This is a genomic window from Mesorhizobium sp. B264B1B (genome assembly GCF_020165765.1).
In the GTDB taxonomy this organism is placed as follows: domain Bacteria; phylum Pseudomonadota; class Alphaproteobacteria; order Rhizobiales; family Rhizobiaceae; genus Mesorhizobium.
In genome coordinates this window covers 222,563-241,090 of sequence record NZ_JAIUIS010000010.1, presented here as the reverse complement: position 1 = coordinate 241,090, position 18,528 = coordinate 222,563, and the positions used below count along the sequence as shown (strand labels likewise).

Annotated in this window: 16 protein-coding genes; 6 read left to right on the top strand and 10 right to left on the bottom strand. The window is 60.7% G+C overall.

Going from position 1 to position 18,528, the window contains the following annotated elements; all coding sequences use genetic code 11:
• Positions 1-2,213, bottom strand: a 2,213-nt coding sequence (locus LB547_RS21530; protein WP_210241354.1) for a DUF5801 repeats-in-toxin domain-containing protein, incomplete at its 3' end; no start/stop codon positions are given.
• 323 nt (positions 2,214-2,536) lie between these two features.
• On the opposite strand from LB547_RS21530, the gene LB547_RS21525 reads away from it, so the two are divergent.
• On the top strand, positions 2,537-3,505 hold the full coding sequence (locus LB547_RS21525; protein WP_140555703.1) for a transglutaminase-like cysteine peptidase: 969 nt from the start codon (positions 2,537-2,539) through the stop codon (positions 3,503-3,505).
• A gap of 128 nt (positions 3,506-3,633) precedes the next feature.
• Here the strand turns inward: LB547_RS21525 and LB547_RS21520 are convergent, their stop codons facing one another.
• From LB547_RS21520 to LB547_RS21490, 7 genes are all read right to left on the bottom strand, one after another.
• On the bottom strand, positions 3,634-4,269 hold the full coding sequence (locus tag LB547_RS21520) for a ribbon-helix-helix domain-containing protein (protein ID WP_140515174.1): 636 nt from the start codon (positions 4,267-4,269) through the stop codon (positions 3,634-3,636).
• A complete protein-coding gene (locus LB547_RS21515; RefSeq protein WP_140497322.1) occupies positions 4,259-5,548 on the bottom strand; it encodes an HlyD family type I secretion periplasmic adaptor subunit in 1,290 nt (429 codons plus the stop codon). The genes LB547_RS21520 and LB547_RS21515 overlap by 11 nt, the downstream gene beginning before the upstream one ends.
• A 45-nt stretch (positions 5,549-5,593) precedes the next feature.
• Positions 5,594-7,726, bottom strand: coding sequence for a type I secretion system permease/ATPase (locus tag LB547_RS21510; protein ID WP_140564444.1), 2,133 nt, complete (start codon positions 7,724-7,726; stop codon positions 5,594-5,596).
• A gap of 40 nt (positions 7,727-7,766) precedes the next feature.
• The gene (locus LB547_RS21505) at positions 7,767-9,215 is read right to left on the bottom strand and encodes a TolC family protein (RefSeq protein ID WP_140663378.1); all 1,449 of its coding nucleotides are present in this window, start codon (positions 9,213-9,215) and stop codon (positions 7,767-7,769) included.
• Positions 9,216-9,592: 377 nt separating this feature from the next.
• Positions 9,593-10,006, bottom strand: coding sequence for an MAPEG family protein (locus LB547_RS21500; protein WP_140515177.1), 414 nt, complete (start codon positions 10,004-10,006; stop codon positions 9,593-9,595).
• Between the two features lie 75 nt (positions 10,007-10,081).
• Positions 10,082-10,570 carry an SRPBCC family protein gene (locus LB547_RS21495; RefSeq protein ID WP_140515178.1) on the bottom strand — a complete coding sequence of 163 codons (489 nt, stop codon included), beginning with the start codon at positions 10,568-10,570 and terminating at the stop codon, positions 10,082-10,084.
• The gene (locus LB547_RS21490) at positions 10,567-10,884 is read right to left on the bottom strand and encodes an ArsR/SmtB family transcription factor (RefSeq protein ID WP_210239498.1); all 318 of its coding nucleotides are present in this window, start codon (positions 10,882-10,884) and stop codon (positions 10,567-10,569) included. The genes LB547_RS21495 and LB547_RS21490 overlap by 4 nt, the downstream gene beginning before the upstream one ends.
• Before the next feature lie 261 nt (positions 10,885-11,145).
• Between LB547_RS21490 and LB547_RS21485 the strand changes: the two genes are divergently transcribed.
• The 3 genes from LB547_RS21485 to LB547_RS21475 are packed head-to-tail and all read left to right on the top strand — an operon-like array spanning position 11,146 to position 13,884.
• Complete coding sequence (locus tag LB547_RS21485; protein ID WP_140498074.1) at positions 11,146-12,036, top strand: D-amino-acid transaminase; 891 nt, start codon at positions 11,146-11,148, stop codon at positions 12,034-12,036.
• Positions 12,037-12,052: 16 nt separating this feature from the next.
• Positions 12,053-13,081, top strand: coding sequence for a P1 family peptidase (locus LB547_RS21480; RefSeq protein WP_140763686.1), 1,029 nt, complete (start codon positions 12,053-12,055; stop codon positions 13,079-13,081).
• Between the two features lie 2 nt (positions 13,082-13,083).
• Positions 13,084-13,884 (top strand): M55 family metallopeptidase, encoded by an 801-nt coding sequence (locus LB547_RS21475; protein ID WP_140497336.1) that lies wholly within the window; start codon positions 13,084-13,086, stop codon positions 13,882-13,884.
• Here LB547_RS21475 and LB547_RS21470 read toward each other — a convergent pair.
• Positions 13,871-14,851 (bottom strand): LysR family transcriptional regulator, encoded by a 981-nt coding sequence (locus LB547_RS21470; RefSeq protein WP_140497338.1) that lies wholly within the window; start codon positions 14,849-14,851, stop codon positions 13,871-13,873. The genes LB547_RS21475 and LB547_RS21470 overlap by 14 nt on opposite strands.
• Positions 14,852-14,923: 72 nt before the next feature.
• The gene (locus LB547_RS21465) at positions 14,924-15,361 is read right to left on the bottom strand and encodes a hypothetical protein (protein WP_224519091.1); all 438 of its coding nucleotides are present in this window, start codon (positions 15,359-15,361) and stop codon (positions 14,924-14,926) included.
• Between LB547_RS21465 and LB547_RS21460 the strand changes: the two genes are divergently transcribed.
• Positions 15,332-16,771, top strand: a complete 1,440-nt coding sequence (locus LB547_RS21460) for an amidohydrolase (protein WP_246675864.1) — start codon at positions 15,332-15,334, stop codon at positions 16,769-16,771. The genes LB547_RS21465 and LB547_RS21460 overlap by 30 nt on opposite strands.
• 67 nt (positions 16,772-16,838) lie before the next feature.
• Positions 16,839-18,431: an ABC transporter substrate-binding protein gene (locus LB547_RS21455; RefSeq protein ID WP_140555695.1), complete on the top strand. Its 1,593-nt coding sequence runs from the start codon at positions 16,839-16,841 to the stop codon at positions 18,429-18,431.
• Positions 18,432-18,528 lie beyond the last annotated feature (97 nt).

Below are 18,528 nucleotides of genomic sequence, written 5' to 3'. Positions count from 1 at the left end.
GTGGTCGCCGTCTCGTCAAGCGCTACCGTAACGCCGGTGGCGGCGACAGCCGTCACCTTCGGCCCGTCATCGTCGAAACTGATCTGGCCCGAGACGTCGGCGCTGGCGCTGGCGGAGTCGCCATCGCTATCCGTGATCGTGACCTTCACGGCCAGCGAGCCGGCGGTGAGTGCAACCGTGTCGTCGGGATTACCGGTGTCGGAATGGTGGAGCGACAGATATTGCTCGACGGTCACCTTGCCGGTGGCCGGATCGATCGACAGCGCGAACGCGGCCTCGCCCTTGAACGCGCCGCCCTGCACGACTCCGACAACCACTCCGTTCGCAAGCGTCTGCAAGGTGATCGTTGAGCCGTCGGTGACGGTCAGGCCGGAAACGGCGTTCGTGACGCTCAGCTGATAGACGGTGGCGGTGCTTGCCGCCGGGCCGTCGCCGCCGAACAGCGCCGTCACATTGACCAGGGCGCCGTTGCTGGTGCCGGAGGTGATCGCCCCGGTACCGCCGATATCGGGATCATCGCCCTTGACGATGGTTCCTGTGTTGATCGCAGCCGCCATGCTCAAGGCCTGCGTTTCGTCGAGTGAGACCACGGCGCCGGCGTCGGCGACGACTGTCACCAAAGGTCCATCGTCGTGGAACTGGATCGCGCCGCCGATCTGGGCACCGCCGAATGCGCTGTCGCCATCGAAGTCGGTGACGGTCACCGAGGCTGTGATCTTGCCCGAGAGGGTCAGCACGTCGTCATGGGCAGCAGCGCTCGATCCATCGACAGTGTGCTCCAGCGGAGCGTATTGGGTGACCGTAAGCGTGCCATTGCCGTTGATGACGATGGTAAAGGCGGTGTGGGTGCCGCCGTTCTGATAAATGCCGGTGACCGTCGTCGCATTGGTCTGCTGCAGCGTGATCGCAAAATCGCCAATGGCCGTCTTCAGGCCCGAATCGAGCGATGCGACATTGCCGGTCAGGCCCAGCGTATAGGCGATGCCGCCGCCGGCGGCGGCCCCGTCGGCACCGAAATTGGATGCAACGGAAATAATCGGGTTGGCGCTCGTCACATCGATCGGAAAGCCGGCCGGCGAACCGGCATTGGTTTCATCGAGCACCGCGGAACTGGCTGCTGTGTTGCCCACCGTCAGGGCAGGGCTGTCGTCCTCGACGATCACGGTCATGTTGGCCGTTGCCGAGCCGCCGAACGGATCCTGCACGGTAACCGGGACGACGATGGAGAGGTCATCCTCGAAACCGGCCAGCGGGTGGTCGAGGGGACCGAGCAGGGCGATCTGGAAGGTTCCCGTGCTCGCATCCGTGATGGTGACGCTGATCACGACGTCCGATCCGACCCTGCCGACGAGATGCGTCGAATCGACCAGTTCCCACACGACGTCGGTGCCGTGCGAGGTAAGCGTCGTGGCAGGCACTCCGAGGCCGTAGGTCAGCGGATCGCCATTGGGATCCGTAGCGCCGAAGCTGCCGTTGATCACCGAAAGATTCGATTCGTCGAAGGGTGAGCCGGGATCGCCGTCCGGGTTTGCGCCGGAAAGCCCTTCTTCCGACACGCGGACGGTGAGATCGCCAAATTCCGGGTTCGCATTGGGAAGGAACAGTTCCCGCCTCTCGGCCTGCCCGAACTGCAGATCGGTCGGCGGCAAGAGCGCCGAAAGATCAAATCCATCGCCGATGCCGCCAGGAGGAATTTCAAAATTTCCACCGGCGCTCGAGGTCGAACCTCCAGGGCCAGCCGACATCGAACCATCGGCGCCGAAGGCGACATCCACATGGCTCGCCTCGAGCGCGGCGATCAAGGCGACGCGCGGCACCTCGACATCGCCAAGGACGAAGGTCGGCACGTTGAGCGCGCCGTCCTTGATCACGATGACCGAGCCGTCGGCCTGTTCGAGCACGAGATTGTGGCCGTCAACCTTGATGTTGTCGATCGAGACGTTCGCCGGAAGCTTCACGACGTTGCCGGCGTCGGCGACGTATTCGTGCGGCGCGGCTGCCGCCTGGGCCTTCGCCTCCGCGGGTGCTTCCGCCGGCGCGCCACTGCCCACATCGACCGGCACTGGTTCGGCCGCTGCCGGCGCGGCCTGTTGCGTCGAAGCCGCCTGTGCGACCTGGAACTCTGCCGGCGAGGTCTGGTCGTGACGTTCACTGGCCATGGAATGCTCGTCCCACGAACCCGAAACGGCGTCCAATTCGTTATTGATGGTCATTGCTTGTACCCCTCCGGCATTTCCCCGAAAGAGACAGTGGCAACCATTACTTTGCAACCGTCCGTCAATCTACTTTATATACCATTATATGCCTACAATGGCATTTTTTACGCGTGGTAAACTGGGAGCATATATTCTGTTATATAAGTCGATAGGTGCCAGTGCGGATGAGGCCTCGCCCCCGGTTGCATGGTAAATAGAAGTATAAATTCAAATAAAATTTTACGAAAAATAGGGGAAACAAGTTTCGTCGCCATTATCTACCTTCATTGCCAATAATTTGAGACAAGATCGGTACCGTCCACAGTCAAAAGGTGGGCGTTATGAAAAAAGAAAAAACCGCGCCGGGAACAGCCGGCCTCAAGCTACTCTTGCTGACGATCAGCCTCGCAGGCCTGCCGCAGCCATCGCTCGCGAGCGTCCATTTAGAGGACACCGCTTCGGTCGGCGGGCTTGTTGAAGACGTGCGGATGCCGCCCAGCCTGGGCGGCGTTTCCCTGGAAAGATTCCAGCCTTGGCGATCGGCGGTAGGATACCAGCCCGACCTGGTTTCCATGAGTTACACGATCGACGATGCCCAAGCGGGCGTTGCGCCGGCGCCTGCGAATGCCGGAATTGATCCCATCAAGACGGCAACGATTATCCCCGGCGTGTTCGGCTCGGTCGCGTTGTCCATGCATAACTTTCCCGTCGCCGCGCGGTGGGCACCGGTCTACCAAGCAATTGTCGGCTGCTCGGCGGGCAGTGCCTGCGAGCAGAAGAGCGCGGCTTTTGCCAGGCTGATCTCGTCGGCACAGGGCAAAGGGTTCAGCGAGAAACTGTCATTCGTCAACAGCGGCATCAATCACCTGATCGCCTACAGGAAGGACAGCGTCATCTATGGCAAGCTCGATTACTGGGCAAAGCCCACCGAGGTGCTCGATAAGCGCGCCGGCGACTGCGAGGATTTCGTCATACTGAAGATGACGGCGCTGCTGAGGGCCGGCATCCCCGCGCAAAGCATGGCGTTGGTTGTTCTCCAGGATCGCAGGCGGGGATTCTTCCATGCGGTCCTGTCGGTAAGCACGGCAAGTGGCGTGTTCATTCTCGACAGCCTCAACAACACCGTGCTGCGCGACAGCGATCTCCCCGATTATGTGCCGCTTTATTCCTTCAGCACGGACCGAGCCTGGATCCATGGTTCGAGATCGGGCAGCGCGCAGGTCGCGGAGATCAAGGGCGGTTTTGCAGGCGTCGCGCCCGGCGAGGGATTGCAGCCCGACACGGCTTCTGGAGCGCTTGCCCGTCGGTGAGCAACCGCGGTTCGCCGGCTTTTATGGAAAACGCCGAACCGCTCTATCTCTTTGTTTTGCGCAATTCCCAAGGGAAAGCGCTACACGCTTTTCCCGGGAAGCGTTTCGCACTTTTCCTGGAACTGCTGCTAGCCGCTGACGAATGCCATCAGCAGGTCCTGCCCGACCAGCGGTGCTCGCACGGCATTCAATTGGCCGCGATATCGGCGTTCGCCGGCGCCGATGACGAACCCGCTGGCGACCGGAATCTCGCCATTGGCATCCAGCCGCGCGAAGATGTCCGCCACGTTGAGATCGAGCGCCAGCCTGAGATCCTGACGCCCGTCATCGCTCGGCGCCGTCGGCAATTGGCGCTTTACCAATTGTTGGAACGGAGCGTTGAAGGTCAGGATCTTTTTCGACGATGAAAGGGCGAAGGCGGGCGAGGGGCAGGCGACCAGTATCGCGGTGATCGTCCTGATCGATGCAAGCCTCTTCAACGTCAGGTTTTCTTCCGTCAAGTCACGAATGCAGGCAACCCTGATCGCCGACGTCAGATTGCCGGCCGGAGGCTGGCTCTCGGCGATCTCATCGACAAGCATGCCGATCGTGCATTTGCGGCTTTCCGCCATCTGCCTGAGCGACGTCCAGAACGTCCGCTCCAGGCGGATGCCGCGGCGGATGCCGCGGCGCGCGACAACCCGGAACTCCATGCCGAGGTCTTCCGTGGCCATCGGCACGAGCAACCGCTCGAGAACAGCGGGAGGCGTGGCGCTATCGTTCACTCATCGCCTCCTCTCGTGCCTTGTTGATGGGTTTCAGCAGGTAGGTCAGGATCGTCTTGCGGCCGGTCTTGATGTCGACGGAGCAGATCATGCCCGGGATGATGGAATAGGTCTTGCCATCCCGCGTCAGCGTCGACCTGTCGGTCGCGACGCGCACCTGATAATAGGGCTCGCCTGTCTTCTGGTCGACGAGACTGTCGGCGGTGATGTTCGAGACCTTGCCTTCGATGCCGCCGAAGATCGAGAAATCATAGGCGGTGACCTTGATCAGCGCCTCCTGGTCCGGCCGGATGAAGGCAACGTCGCGGGGCGAAACCCGCGCTTCGACCAGCAAGGTCTCCGAAGTCGGAACGATGCCGGCGACCACCGCGCCGGGCTGCACGAAGGCGCCAACCGTATTGATGTCAAGCGTGTTGACGATACCGTCGACTGGAGAACGGATGTCGGTGCGGGCCACCTTGTCGGTCGCGCCGCGAATGGTTTCATCGACCACCGAGAGGTCAGCCAGCGCCTGCGTGAGGTCGCTCAGCGCCTCCTGTTGCAGCTGCAGGCCGAGCTCGTCGACCTGAAGCTGGGCCTCGGTGATAGCCGATTTGGCTTTCTTGGTGGTTTCTCCAGCAAGCGTCAGCTGCCCATTGAGCTCGGTCTGCTCGCGTTCGACCCGGAGTTGCTCGGTTCGCGCCATCAGGCCTTTCTTGACCATGGCTTCGACCAGCTTTGCCTCCTGGTCGCTGACGACCAGATTCTTCGTGAGGCGATCGGAATTGGCGGTCGCCTCGTCCAATTCCTTCTCGCGCTGATCGAGGCGCGACTTGAGAACCGACAGCTTGACTTCGAAGTTGTCGCGGCGGGCCACGAGCAGCTTCTGCTCGTTGTCGCAGATTTCCGGGGCGACTTTCTGGATTTCGGCTGGACATGGAAATTCGCCTTGCAGATCGCCGCTCTGCTCGAACTTCAGCCGTGCAATGCGGGTCTGTAATGCCCGTGCCTTGGCCTGTTGCTCGCCAAGGCTGGAGGTGTTGAACGTATTGTCGAGGCGGATGATGAGGTCGTTCTTCTTCACGACCTGCCCGATCTTGACGGCAATTTCCTGGACGACGCCCGGCTCGCTGGCCTGGATGATCTGCGTTTTGGAAGCAGGTATGACCTTGCCGTCGCCGCGTGCGATTTCATCCACCTCGGCAAAGGACGCCCAAGCGACGGAAGACACGAAGAGTGCACCTATGATAAATATGGACGCCGACGCAAAGAGCGGCGGCCGGTCTTCTCTTGCAAGCATTTCCCACGGCCCCAACGCATTGAATACTTTGATAGTTTTCGTTCTTCAGGTGCTTTTTTTCTGCAGCGCCTGTATCACTTGGTCCTTTGGTCCATCGGCAACGATCCTGCCTTGCTCGATGACGATAAGCCGGTCGGCAAGTTCGAGCATGCTGAAGCGGTGCGTCGAGACGATCAGCGTGGTGTTTCGATCGAAAGCCACTTTGAGCTGCTTGATCAGTTGACGCTCGGAAGCCAGATCCATCGAGCCGGACGGCTCGTCCAGGAAGACGACTTTCGGTTTCGTCAGCAACAGCCGGGCGATCGCCATCGTCTGTCTCTGGCCGCCCGAGAGATTGGTGCCGCGCTCGCCGACATTCATGTCATAGCCACGCGGGTGGCGGGAGACGAAATCGTCGACGCCGGCGGCCTTGGCCGCTTCGACGATCTGCTCATCGGTCGCCTCCGGACAGGCCATCAAAAGATTTTCCTTGATGGTGCCTGAAAACAGATCGTTCGCCTGCGCGACGATGCCGACGGCGGCGCGAACCTCGGAGGGGTGGTATTGACGGATGTCGATGCCGTCCAGCAGCAGTTCGCCGGAACTCGGCAAGAAAAGCCTGCCGATCAGCCGCCCCATCGTCGTCTTTCCCGATCCTATGCGGCCGATGATGCCGATCCGCTCCCCCGGCTTCACGGAGAAATTCAGGCCGGTCAGGACTTCGTTCTCGGAGCCGGGATAGGTAAAGCCGACGTTCCGGAACACCATGGCGCCGTTGCGGATGGGCCGGTTGACGAAGCCCACAGTGTCCGGACGATCCTCCGGCTGAGCCATGATCGAATTCACCATCCGCAAAGAGAGCATGGCCTGGCGCAATCTGGACAAGGTGATGGCGATCTGCCCGAGCGGGGCCACAGCCCGGCTGGCCAGCATGACGGTGCCGATGATGGCTCCGGTGGAGACATGTCCTTCGGAGAAGGCGTAGGCGCCGGCCACCACCAGCGCGACGGTGACCAGCTGCTGGATGGCCTGCGTTATATTGCCGGCGGCGGCCGAAAGCTGCTTGATCTTCTCGGAGGTGTTGGAGGCGTTTTTGGAATGCTCTCCCCATTTTCGCAACAGGTAGGCTTCGGCGCGCAGCGACTTGATCGTCTCCAGCGTGGAAATGGATTCGACCAGCAGCGCCTGGCGCTGCGAGGCCTCGTTCATGGAGGCCGCCACACGCTTGCCGATGCGCCGCTGCGTGACCAGTCCGACGATCACCGACGCGACGAAGGCCAGCGCGGGTATCATGACCAGCCAGCCGCCTATCGCATAGATGACGAGGAGAAAAACAAACACGAAAGCCGTGTCGATGAACACGCTGATGGTGTTGGACGTGAAGAATTCGCGCACGAATTCATATTGGGTCACGCGATTTGCGTATTCGCCCGTCGAGCCCGGCCGTGCCGCCAGAGACGAGTTCAGCACCTTCTCGAACAGCATGTATGAAATGCGCAGATCCGCCTTGCGCCCGGCATAGTCGATGAGCGATGCCCGGGAGGTCTTTAGCAGCAGATCGAACAGGATGACCGCGCCGATGCCGATGGCCAGCACCCAGAGCGTCGATATCGCTTTGTTCGGCAGGATCCTGTCGTACACGTTCATGGTGAAGATCGGCGAGGCGATGGCGAGCAGATTGATGAACACCGCCGACAGGACAACCTTCGAATAGGTGCGCCAGAACGGCCCCATCGTTCCCGTCAGCCAATGTCGCCGCTCGATTTTCGGCGCCGAGCCGACGCTCATGGCCTCCGTCGCGTTGGCGTAGGTGATCGAGAAGGACGCACCGCCGCTGATATAGCTGTTGGCCAGTTCCGACCGGCTGATCGTGGTGCGCCCGTCCTCCTGGGGAGCGGTGAAATATTCGCCGGCTTCACCATCGGCCAGCAGCGCGACCGGCAGCTGGCTGACGCGAAAGACGATCGCGGGGAGGTCGATGCGCCCCCGAACAAAGTCGCGATGGCTGAACTCGGTTATTTCAAGGCCGACGCGCTCGGCAAGATGCCGGATCGCGTCGATGTCGATGCGCGTTTCCGCCAGCGGCACGCCGGCAAAGAGCACGGTTTCGGCGCTGGGGCGGCCGAGATATGCGGCGACGGCCGAAAAGCAGGCCTTGAAAGCCTCTTTCGGTGACAGGATGTTGGGTTGCTGGTTCACGATCCGCCCGCGGGGACTCTCGATCGATCCTTAGGCCCGCCTATTTTTTCCTGACCGGTGCCAGAATATCGAACGGCACGTCGTTTTTCTGTTCCGAGGGCGTGCGCGCATAGGTTTCGGTGTCGGCCGTTTCCGGCGCGGCGAACTCGGTCCGCGCGTATGCCGTAGCCTGTTTTGGCGGGTGGACGTCCATCGTTTTCAGCAACTGCCCGGTCGCCGCCAGAAGCCGATATTGCGCGAAAAGGGATGCGTAGGACGCGGTGTCGGCCAGTGTCGCGGTGTTGAATCGCGTGTTCTGCGCATCGAGCACGTCGAGCAACGAGCGCTGACCGACCTTGAACTGTTCGCGATAGGACGCGACCAGCTTTTCGTTGGAGGCTGCTTGTAGCTTCAGGGTCTTGGCCAGATCGGCCTGCCGGAAGCGACGATCCCATGACGTGCGAACGGCTTCCTCGATCTCTCGCAGAACCTGGTGCATCGCGAGCCGCTGCTCGCTGGTGCGGCGGATCTGCTCCTGCTCATTGGCCTTGTCGATGCCGCCCCGATAGAGATTCCAGCGCAACACCAGACGTGCCTGCAGATCGGATGCGTCTCCATTGTCGCCGTCAATGTCGTAGCCCGCCCGGGCAGAGCCTTCGGCAATGATCGAAGGGCCGTATTTCGCGCGCGCCGCGTCCACCAGCGAGGCCGCCGCGGCAATATCGCTGTTGGCCATGTGGACGCGCGGGTTGCTCTCGCGCGCAAGGCCCAGCGCATCGTCCAGCGACCTTGGCAGCGTGCCGGACACGTCGGCCGGCCTCGCTGCATTGGTCAGCGGCTTGCCGACAGTCTTGAAAAACCGTATCCGCGCGGCCTCCAGTTCCTCCGACGCTTCCTGCATGCGGGCCTTGGCCGCGAACAGCCGCTCCTCGGCCTGTTGCCGGTCGGCTTCGTTCAACCCGCCGCCGGCAATGCCTTCCTGGATGTCGTGGAGGATTGCTTGATGGAAGCCCAGGTTTTTCTTTGCCTCGGCAACAATCGAAGCCTGGAGCATGTATTCGAGGTAGTCCTGGACAACAGAGAGGCCGATGAATTCCGACCGTTCCAGCACTCGAAACGACGCGCCATCGACGCGGGAGGCCTGGCGGTTCAATTCTGCGCGCCTTGCGCCGCTGTCATAGAGCGTCTGCGAAACGGTCAGGTCGGTTTCTGCCGGATAAAGCGCGTCGTCCTCTATCGAGAGTGCGCGCCGTGACGAATTGTCGAGACGGCGAGCGCCAGCCGACGCCTGCAGGTCGACGCTGGGCAAATAGAGGCCCTTTGCCTGACGCAATTCGAACTCGATCGCTTCGCGATTTTCTATCGCCTGGCCGATCTCCGGATTGGATTCGACCGCTACCGCCACGGCCTCCTTGAGCGTGAGGGCGTTCGCCCCCCCGCAAGTCAGCATCGTAGCCGCCATCAAAAGACCAAGGCGCTTGCCTATGGCCGACATGCCAGTTCTATTCATTTAGCCCACCCGTTTCCCCAACGCCTTCCTCAAGGCGCTTAAGCGGGCCAACCCCAGGCCCACCATTGCCGAATTACCCGATATATTCAGAAAATACGTGAGCGAATATTAATTTAGGCGACTCTAAATGGGTTTTCCCAGTCATGAGCAGCGACATGTAGCAAAAATAACACATAACAGCGGGACCGATGGGGGTGGGAGAATGCCGATCGGCTGCAACGAAAAAATGCCTTGGCTGGAGCGGCTAGGGCACTTTTTGAAAAAAACGCATAATGGTCCCGAAAGTTGCCTGGGCCGAGACGGTGGCGCTGTTGCCGAACGGGGATGCCGGACGCGGACTATAACGGATGTAGCCTCCGATAACTGCCGATAACGCGTCAATGGAGTGCTGCCCATCCAGTCACAAGAATAAGGGCAAGCGTAACCAGCGCTCCCGAAACGTACAGAACCGTCCTGACACTGCCTCCCTTTGCGGCGTTTCCGCCACGTAGGTAGATTCCCAGATGAATCAGGCGTATCGCCAGGTGCAGCCCCACAAGCGTCGCCAAAGTGGTCGGTCCAACACCAACCATCATCGCCAGCACCGCGGGCACGACAAAGGGCGCCAGCGCCTCAACCGAGTTCATGTGGACGCGGTCGATCCTGTAGAGCGGGTTGTGGTCGTCCGCCGGGACTACCGGTCCTGAAAGCACCCCTGCAAATCCCTTAGACGAACCGGAATAGACTGCCAACACCACCGACAGCAAACAAAGCGTAAGCACGCCGAGGATGCTTAACCAATAGACTTCCATATTGTCTCTGCTCCTGGAATCTCAGTGGGCGATACGGTGCTTGCGAGTCATACCCCATGAACTGCAACGCGGTTGTCAGGCTGTCCGATGGTTGAACAAGTCGTGGAACCGTTGCAGGTAGAGCGGCCAGCCCTGATCGCTATCAACTGCACCCCTCACGCCTACCCAGCCTTCCCCATGGCGCTCGAAATGCCGGTGCTCGATCTCAACTCGGGTTCTGTTCTCGGTCTCGGCCGTGAACCGGACCTCCCATTCGCTCGTCTTGTTCGGGTCGGTCTCGATCTGCCACCGAGGGCTGATGTCCCAGCTCAGAACCAGCCGGCTGGGCGGATCGTAGGCCAACACACGAGCCCAGCGGCACTCGCTGCCATCCACACCTCGGTCGTAAATGTGCCCTCCGACCCGGGGTTCGAAGATCGTTTCTGCGATCGGAACGGCAAGAAGATTGTGCTCTCGAGGTTTGAATCTCCCGAAATCCTCGGTGAAAACCTTGAAGGCACGCGCAATGGATGCCTCGACAACGACGAAATGCCTTACGGGCGCGAGTGCAGGGTCCTTACTCATGCTTGGTCCTTTTTTGGATACTCGACGGCTAATTTGTAGCCCGCCAGGGTCTTGCTCCAGAACTGGTCGATTTCCGCGCGCAGGCCTGCCAGCCCATCCTGATCGATACGGTATATGCGTTCTTTGCCCGAGCGCGTGTCGGCCACAAGCCCGGCAGCCTTGAGTATCTTCAAGTGCTGAGAGACGGCCGGCCGGGTTACAGGCAGGGCACGAGCAAGTCCGCTGACCGAACAGGGCTGTTCGACCAGCAGTTCGAAGATCGTGCGCCTTGTCGGATCTCCGAGCGCTGTCCAGTAGTTCGCGTTAGTGGCCACTAACGCGAACTTAAATCGATGGCCGCGACCTGTCAATATCGGGAGGTCAACGATGCGTCGTCCAAGCCCCCGTCCGGCTCCGCGGGATTAAAGGAAACCATTCAGCGACCTGCGCCGTCTCGTGGCGTGAATCATGCGGCCGTCGCAGGGAGTGCCCGTTGCGCTTTGACGGTATCGGCATACCGAATTGCATTTTTTGAATTGGTCTTTGCCGACCTGCCTTGGCATTTATCGAGCAGTCAGTTGATGCTGGGATCGAGGATGGCCAAAGTGGCGCAAGTCTATTGCAATCGGCGTTACATGCCCGAAGACGAGGCGCGCATCGGTCTCTTCGATCGGGGGTTCCTCTTTGCAGACGCGGTCTACGAGGTGACCGCCGTGATGGGCGGCAGGCTGATAGACAATGATTTCCATCTCAATCGTCTCCAGCGGTCGCTTGCCGAGATATGTATTCCCATGCCCGTGACGCTGCCTGAGATAGAAGCCATTCAATTGGAACTGATCTCGCTCAACGGATTGGATGAAGGAACGGTCTATCTCCAGATTTCGCGCGGCGAAGCCAAGCGCAATTTCCTGTTTCCCGATGATCTTGAGCCGACCATGGTCGCCTTCACAAGCGCCCGCAAACTCGTAGGAACCAAGGCTCAGGCCGAAGGCGTCGCCGTCGACCTGGCGCCTGATCCGCGCTGGGCGCGGCGCGACATAAAGACTGTCATGCTGCTGGGGCAGGTTCTGGCAAAGCATGCTGCAAGCGAGAAAGGCTTCGATGATGTCTGGTTTGTCGAGGGTGGACAGGTGACCGAGGGCGCATCGGCGACGGCTTTCATCGTTACGCACGACGGCCGTGTCATTACTCGCGCCAATTCTCAAGCCATCCTGCCCGGCTGCACGCGGCGAGCAGTGGCGCGTCTATGTGAAGACCAGGGCATTTTGTTTGAAGAGCGTGCGTTCTCGCCAGAGGAGGCGTTTTCGGCGGCGGAAGCGTTCCTGACCTCCGCCTCCAGCCTGGTCACCCCCGTCATCCGTATTGCCGGCCACAGGATCGGAAACGGCCAACCTGGTCCATTGACACGCCGCCTGCAGGAAATTTACGTCCAGACAGCTTTTGCAGAGATGAACGGGCATGCGGCCGGAAGAGCGGCCCTTGCTTGATGAGTGGGATGTGAAAATGGGCGCGGCACGGCGTTTAGGCCTTTGCATGGGGCGGCTGCCGCCCGGCCCGAACAATGCGATCACGGACGTGCCGGGTGTCCTGGTCGGCCATAAGACGATCATCGCCGACGGACTTGCGACAGGCGTCACCGCCGTCTTGCCCCATGGCGGCGACCTGTTCAGATCCAAGGTCAGGGCGGCGGTCGATATCATCAACGGTTTCGGCAAGTCCGTCGGGCTCATGCAATTGTCCGAACTGTGCACGATCGAAACGCCGATCCTTCTGACCAACACGTTCTCGGTCGCACCATGTGCGGAGGCGCTGATCAAGCGTGCCATTGCCGCCAACCCGGAGATCGGGCGCAAGACCAGCACGGTCAACCCCGTCGTTTGCGAATGCAACGACGGCGGCATCAATGATATTCAGGCAATGGCGGTCACCCGGCATGACGCCGAAGCGGCGCTGGATGCCGCGAGCGCCGGTCCGGTCGAACAGGGCAGCATCGGCGCCGGCACCGGAATGACGTCGTTTGGCTTCAAGGCGGGTATCGGCAGCGCGTCCAGGTCTGTCGAGATCGGGTCTCGCGCCTTCACGCTTGGCGCTCTGGTGTTGTCCAACTTCGGCAGGGCAGGGGATCTTGTCCTCCCGGATGGCCGCAGAGCCGATCCCAAAGGGCTCGGCGAGCCTGAAAGCGGGTCGATCATCATCATTCTCGGCACGGATATTCCTCTTGACGACCGGCAATTGAACCGTGCCGCCAGCCGGGCCGGCGCCGGCATTGCCCGCCTCGGTTCGTATTGGGGACACGGCAGTGGCGATATCGCCATCGCCTTCACGACCGCCGATCCTCTGCCGCACGTCTCGCCTTCACCGTTCATTTCGATTTCGCGTGTCGATGACAGATACATCGACCTCGTTTTCGAAGCGGTTGTGGAAACCACGGTCGAGGCCGTTCTGAACGCCCTGTGCGCCGCGCAAGGCGTGGCTGGACGAAATAGACGCAGGATTCCGGCGTTGACCGACTGGCTGAAGGAGCCCCTTTGAGCATGAAGATTTTCATTTCGGCCGATATCGAAGGCACCTCGGGCATTCAATCCTGGGACGAGGCGGAAAGAACGCATGCCGACCACAGGGAATTCCGCGAACTGATGACCGGGGAGGTCCTGGCCGCCTGCGAAGGAGCGCGAGCCGCTGGCGCCACCGAAATTATGATCAAGGATGCGCATGACAGCGGGCGCAACCTTATTCTCGAACGCATGCCGCCTTTCGCGCGCATCGTGAGGGGCTGGTCGGGACATCCGGACGCAATGATGTTCGGGATCGATGAAAGCTTCGATGCCGCGCTTTATACCGGCTACCATTCCAAGGCCGGCGTCGAGGACAACCCGCTTGCACACACATCGACATTGCGAATATCGCGGCTGATCCTGAATGGCGAAACAGCGTCCGAATTCACATTGAATGCGTTGTGCGCCGCGCGCTATGGCGTGCGCTCGGTATTTCTTTCCGGCGACGAAGGCATTTGCGCCGACGCCAGAGCCCTCGTCCCGGGGATAGCCACTGTCGAAACCCTCAAAGGCATCGGCGCGGCCACCATCTCCCTGGCGCCTGCGTCGGCGCGCGGCGCAATATGCGAGGGCGTTGAAAGGGCGTTGCGCGACAGGGCGCGGCAAGCTTTGCCGTCAATGCCGGAAAGGGTCGAGATCATCATCGAATTCAGCAATCCCGTCGATGCCTATCGCGCTTCCTGGTATCCCGGAGTGCGCCGGCACGGGCCACGTGCCGTCGCCTTTGCATCGAACGACTATTTCGAGGTGCTGCGCGCCTTCCGCTTCATGAAGAGCTGAAGGTCGCCGTGCCCGCGGCTGGCGCGGCGGGCTTCAACGTTTGCGCCAGCGCCTTGGATGATTGCCAAAGAGCCTCTACCATGGTGCTTCGCGTCTTCTCCGAGCTGCGATACAATCGTATCTCGAGATCGAGCGTCCATGTGCTGTCATTCGAACAGATGACAAGGGCTCCATTGGAGATGTCGTTCTCGACGAGGCTTTCTGGCAGCCAGCAGATGCCCGCGCCGGTCAGCGCAAGTTCCTTGAGTCCGGCGCTTATTGTGCTTTCATGCACTGTCTGACGCCGGAACGGCGAGTGCTTCGAGAACAGTTTTCCGAGGGCGACACCAAAGAAAGAGCTGTAACCATAGCCCAGATAGGGCAAAGCTCGCTTTGCCGTTTCCGGACTGTCCAGAATGCCCGCCGCGGGCACGGTCGACTTGTCGAAGCGCAGTTCCGGCGCCGCGACCGGGATGAGCCGATCCGATCCGATAGCCAGATGAGAAAACTTGTCGCGATCCAGGTGAAACGGCACTTCACGGTGCGCATAGGTCAGGAAGAAGTCGGTTTCGCCATCGGTCAGTGCAGCCAGGTTCGCCTCGATGCCACCCCTGTCAGCCATGAAGGATGTGCCGAAGGTGCGAGTGTTCCGCTGCACCTCCCGCAGCCAAACCGGAAAGAACGTGATGGTCAATGTGTGAAGGGCCGCAAAGCGTACAAGCCCCTGTTCCGCAGGCGGGCGCAGAGACTCGCGCACCGAATAGAACATCCTGATGGCGTCTTGCGCCATCGGAAGAAAATTGCGTCCGGCCGATGTCAGTTCGGCCGGCATGGTGGCGCGACTGATGAGCGGTGCTCCGAGCCACGTCTCAAGCTGCTTGATGCGCCGACTGAAGGCCGACTGGGTGACATTGCGGATTTCGGCTGCCCGCGAAAAGCTCGAGGTTTCTGCAAGCGTCACGAAATCTTCGAGCCATTTGATTTCCACGCGGCCTCTCCTCCACTGCGTTCGAGCATTGATCCAGCCGCAATGGGAGCATATTTCATTATAATTGCAATGTTATGCAAATTTTGCATGCTTGATTGCGAAAACCGAATTGGCCTTGTGATCGCCGACGCCCCAACGTCTGCAAAACGAAAAAGCTGGCAACTGGAGCCGGTGGCAGGGGAACGTGACGTCGAGCGCGGGAGAAGAATCTGACCGCACACGAAACGGAATGCCACTCAAAGTCAAATCTATGTCGGCGACGTCCGTGAACGCCGGGGGAGAAGAAAAGGCAGCATGAATTCGCAGAACCAAGCCGATCTCGTTTTGCATGGCGGCAAGATTTGGACCGGTTACGGAAATCCGATCGCGGAGGCGATTGCGGTCTTGGGCAACCAGGTCGTGGCCAGTGGCTCCAACGCCGATATCAAGCCCCTGATCGGAAAGGGCACGAGGGTCGTGGATCTGGCCGGGCGCTTCGCAATGCCCGGTTTGAACGATGCGCACCTGCATCTGATCTCGACGGGGCTCCTGCGTGGCAAGGTCGATGCGACGCCCGATGCCGCGCCGACCCGCGGCGCGCTGATGGCTGCGCTGCGGGCACGGGCCGCCGAAACGCCCAAAGGCGCATGGGTGACCGCGCGCGGTTTTGACCAGACCCGATATCCGGACGCACTGATGCCGACCGTGAAGGAGCTGGACGCCGCCCTGCCGGATCATCCCGTTTCGGTCACGCGCGCCTGCGGCCATGTCACTGTCGTGAATTCGCTGGCGCTGGCGCTGGCGGGAATCGATATCGACACGCCCGATCCGGATGGTGGCGTCATTGGGCGCGAGGCCGGGCAACTGACCGGAATGCTGGCTGAGAACGCCCAGAACCTCGTCTACGACGTCCAGCCGACACCCTCTTTCGCCGAGATACTCGATGCTATCGAAGCGGGGGGCCGTGACCTCCTACGGTTCGGCATAACGTCCTGCATGGACGCGGCCACTGGCCAGATCGACGGTATGACCGAGATCGAGGCTTATCATGAGGCCGAGCGCAGCGGCCGGCTCCCGGTACGGGTCTGGGCAACACTTCTGGGCGACCCCGGTTCGTCCATCGTCGAGCCTTGCCATGCCGCGGGTCTCGTTACCGGGGTCGGCAGCGACATGTTCCGCATAGGCGGCGTGAAGATATTCACGGACGGCTCGGCCGGCGGACGCACGGCCTGGATGCGCCAGCCATATATTGGCCAGCCTGACAATTTCGGTGTCCGGATGCTGCCAGACGCTCAATTGTTCGAACTGGTCGACCGCTACACCGCAATGGGCTACACCATGGTCTGCCATGGCATTGGCGATGCCGCCATCGACCAGCTCGTGCGCGCTTATGAACGTGTGCGCGCCGCCAGGCCGGATCACAAGCACCGGCACCGGATCGAGCATTGCGGTTATGTCGATGGTGCCATCAATCAGCGGATGTTGAAGGCAGGCATCCTGCCTGCGCCGCAGCAGGCCTTCATCTATGATTTCGGCGACGCCTACGTCTCGGTTCTCGGGCCGGAGCGCGGGTTGCGCTCCTATCCGATCGGAACCTGGGATCGCCTCGGCATGAAGCCGTCCACCGGCAGCGACTCGCCGGTCTGTTCGCCCAATCCCTTCCCGGACCTCTACGCCATGCTGACGCGCAAGACGCACAAGGGCATGGTAATGGACGCTTCCGAAATACTGACGCCCGAACAGGCGTTGCGCGCCTATACCGAACACGGTGCCTACTCCCAGGGCGCGGAAATGGTGAAGGGCCGGTTGGAGCCTGGAATGCTCGCGGACATCGCCGTGTTCTCCAACGACCTCCTGACGGCCACACCGGAGACAATCCTGCGTGAAACGCGCTGTGAGATGACAATTCTGGATGGGCGCATCGTCTATGAAGGAAGTTGAGGCGGAATGCCGGCTGGGCCCGTCTCTGACAGGAAATCAACAACGAACCACAGGGAGGAATTGAGGGATGTTGAACAGACTTGGCTTGATCGCGGCGCTTGCGCTTGGAACGGCGACCGCCGCGCTGGCGCAGGACGCCACACCGAAGGATGGGGGGAAATTGGTGTTCACCGCGCCCTATGGCAACTCCATCACATCGCTGGACATCACGGCGACACCGCATACGCAAGACGAGATCGTGGCCAAAGCGATCAACCGCTCCCTCTACAAATGGAACCCGGAAAGCGGCAAGCCTGAGCTCGACCTCGCCGAAACGGTAGAGAAGTCGGCGGATGGCAAGACCTATACCTACAAGCTCCGGGAAGCGACCTTTCACAATGGCGACAAGCTCGACGCCGATGACGTGATCTGGTCCTACAACCGTCTGGCCGATCCCAAGAAGGCCCTGCCGGGCGCCGAGCAGATGTTGCAGATCGCCGGCGTCGCCGAATTTCAGGCAGGCAAGGCCGATCATATTTCCGGGTTGAAGAAGATCGACGACAGGACCATCGAAATCACCTTCATCAACCTGGCCGATCCGGGCTGGAACCTGATGTCTAACTATGCGCCGATCTACTCCAAGGACTATCCGGAGGATCAGCTCGCCTCCAAGCCGAACGGCCTTGGCCCGTTCAAGCTCGCCAATTACGTCGCGGGCTCGAAGGTCGAACTGGAGAAGTTCGACGGCTATTATGAGAAGGGCAAGCCGCATCTCGACAAGCTCGACATCATGCTGATGGGCGAAGCTTCGGCTCGCGACGTCGCCTTCCGCAACGCGGAGATCGATACCAACGTTCTCGGCCCTGTGCAGTACGAGGCCTACAGCCAGGATCCGGCGCTGAAGGATCACATCCTTGAGGTGGCCGAAGTCTACACCCGCAATATCGGCTTCAATCCGAAGGTCGAGGCATTCAAGGACAAGCGCGTCCGGCAGGCGATCAATTATGCGATCAACAAGGACCTGATTGTCGAGAAGCTCTTGAAGAACAAGGCTTATCCCGCGGTCTCCTGGCTGCCGATTTCATCGCCGGCCTTCGACAAGGACGCCAAGCCCTATGCCTATGATCCGGAAAAGGCCAAGGAACTGCTGAAGGAGGCAGGGTTCGAGACCGGCCTGAAGTTCTCGGTCACTGCGACCTCGAACGAAAGCTGGGGCCTGCCGATCGTCGAGGCGATCATCCCGATGCTGGCCAAGGTGGGCGTCACCGTGACGACCGACCCGGTGGAAAGCTCGGTCCTGTCCGACAAGATCCTGTCCGACAATTTTGATGCCTTTATCTGGTCGAACTCGTCGGGCCCGGATCCGCTGAAATATCTGAACTGCTTCTATTCGAAGACGTCGCAGACCGCCTGCAACTACGTCAAGTTCAACAACTCCGACTTCGACAAGCTGATCGAGCAGGCAGGCAACGAAACCGATCCGGCCAAGCAGAACGATCTTCTGAGGCAAGCCAACAACCTGCTGCAGGACGAGGCTCCGGTCTGGTTCTTCAACTACAACAAGGCCGTCATGGCCTACCAGCCATGGGTTCACGGGCTGAAGCCGAACGGCGCGGAACTGGCTATCCAGGATTACGAGGACATCTGGATCGACGACAGCGCACCCGCATCACGCAAGTAGCGCGATGGCATGGCTGGCGGGCGGGACCGGTTTGTACGGCCCCGCCCACCGCATGGCGCCCACTCCTCGCCCGCCGCATGGCGCCCAGTTGTTGAAA

Coding starts and splice junctions, on each gene's coding strand:
- LB547_RS21525 (WP_140555703.1), top strand. CDS start 2,537: ATGAAAAAAGAAAAAACCGCGCCGGGAACAGCCGGCCTCAAGCTACTC.
- LB547_RS21515 (WP_140497322.1), bottom strand. CDS start 5,548: ATGCTTGCAAGAGAAGACCGGCCGCCGCTCTTTGCGTCGGCGTCCATA.
- LB547_RS21505 (WP_140663378.1), bottom strand. CDS start 9,215: ATGAATAGAACTGGCATGTCGGCCATAGGCAAGCGCCTTGGTCTTTTG.
- LB547_RS21500 (WP_140515177.1), bottom strand. CDS start 10,006: ATGGAAGTCTATTGGTTAAGCATCCTCGGCGTGCTTACGCTTTGTTTG.
- LB547_RS21495 (WP_140515178.1), bottom strand. CDS start 10,570: ATGAGTAAGGACCCTGCACTCGCGCCCGTAAGGCATTTCGTCGTTGTC.
- LB547_RS21485 (WP_140498074.1), top strand. CDS start 11,146: ATGGCCAAAGTGGCGCAAGTCTATTGCAATCGGCGTTACATGCCCGAA.
- LB547_RS21480 (WP_140763686.1), top strand. CDS start 12,053: ATGGGCGCGGCACGGCGTTTAGGCCTTTGCATGGGGCGGCTGCCGCCC.
- LB547_RS21475 (WP_140497336.1), top strand. CDS start 13,084: ATGAAGATTTTCATTTCGGCCGATATCGAAGGCACCTCGGGCATTCAA.
- LB547_RS21460 (WP_246675864.1), top strand. CDS start 15,332: ATGCCCGGTTTGAACGATGCGCACCTGCATCTGATCTCGACGGGGCTC.
- LB547_RS21465 (WP_224519091.1), bottom strand. CDS start 15,361: ATGCAGGTGCGCATCGTTCAAACCGGGCATTGCGAAGCGCCCGGCCAG.
- LB547_RS21455 (WP_140555695.1), top strand. CDS start 16,839: ATGTTGAACAGACTTGGCTTGATCGCGGCGCTTGCGCTTGGAACGGCG.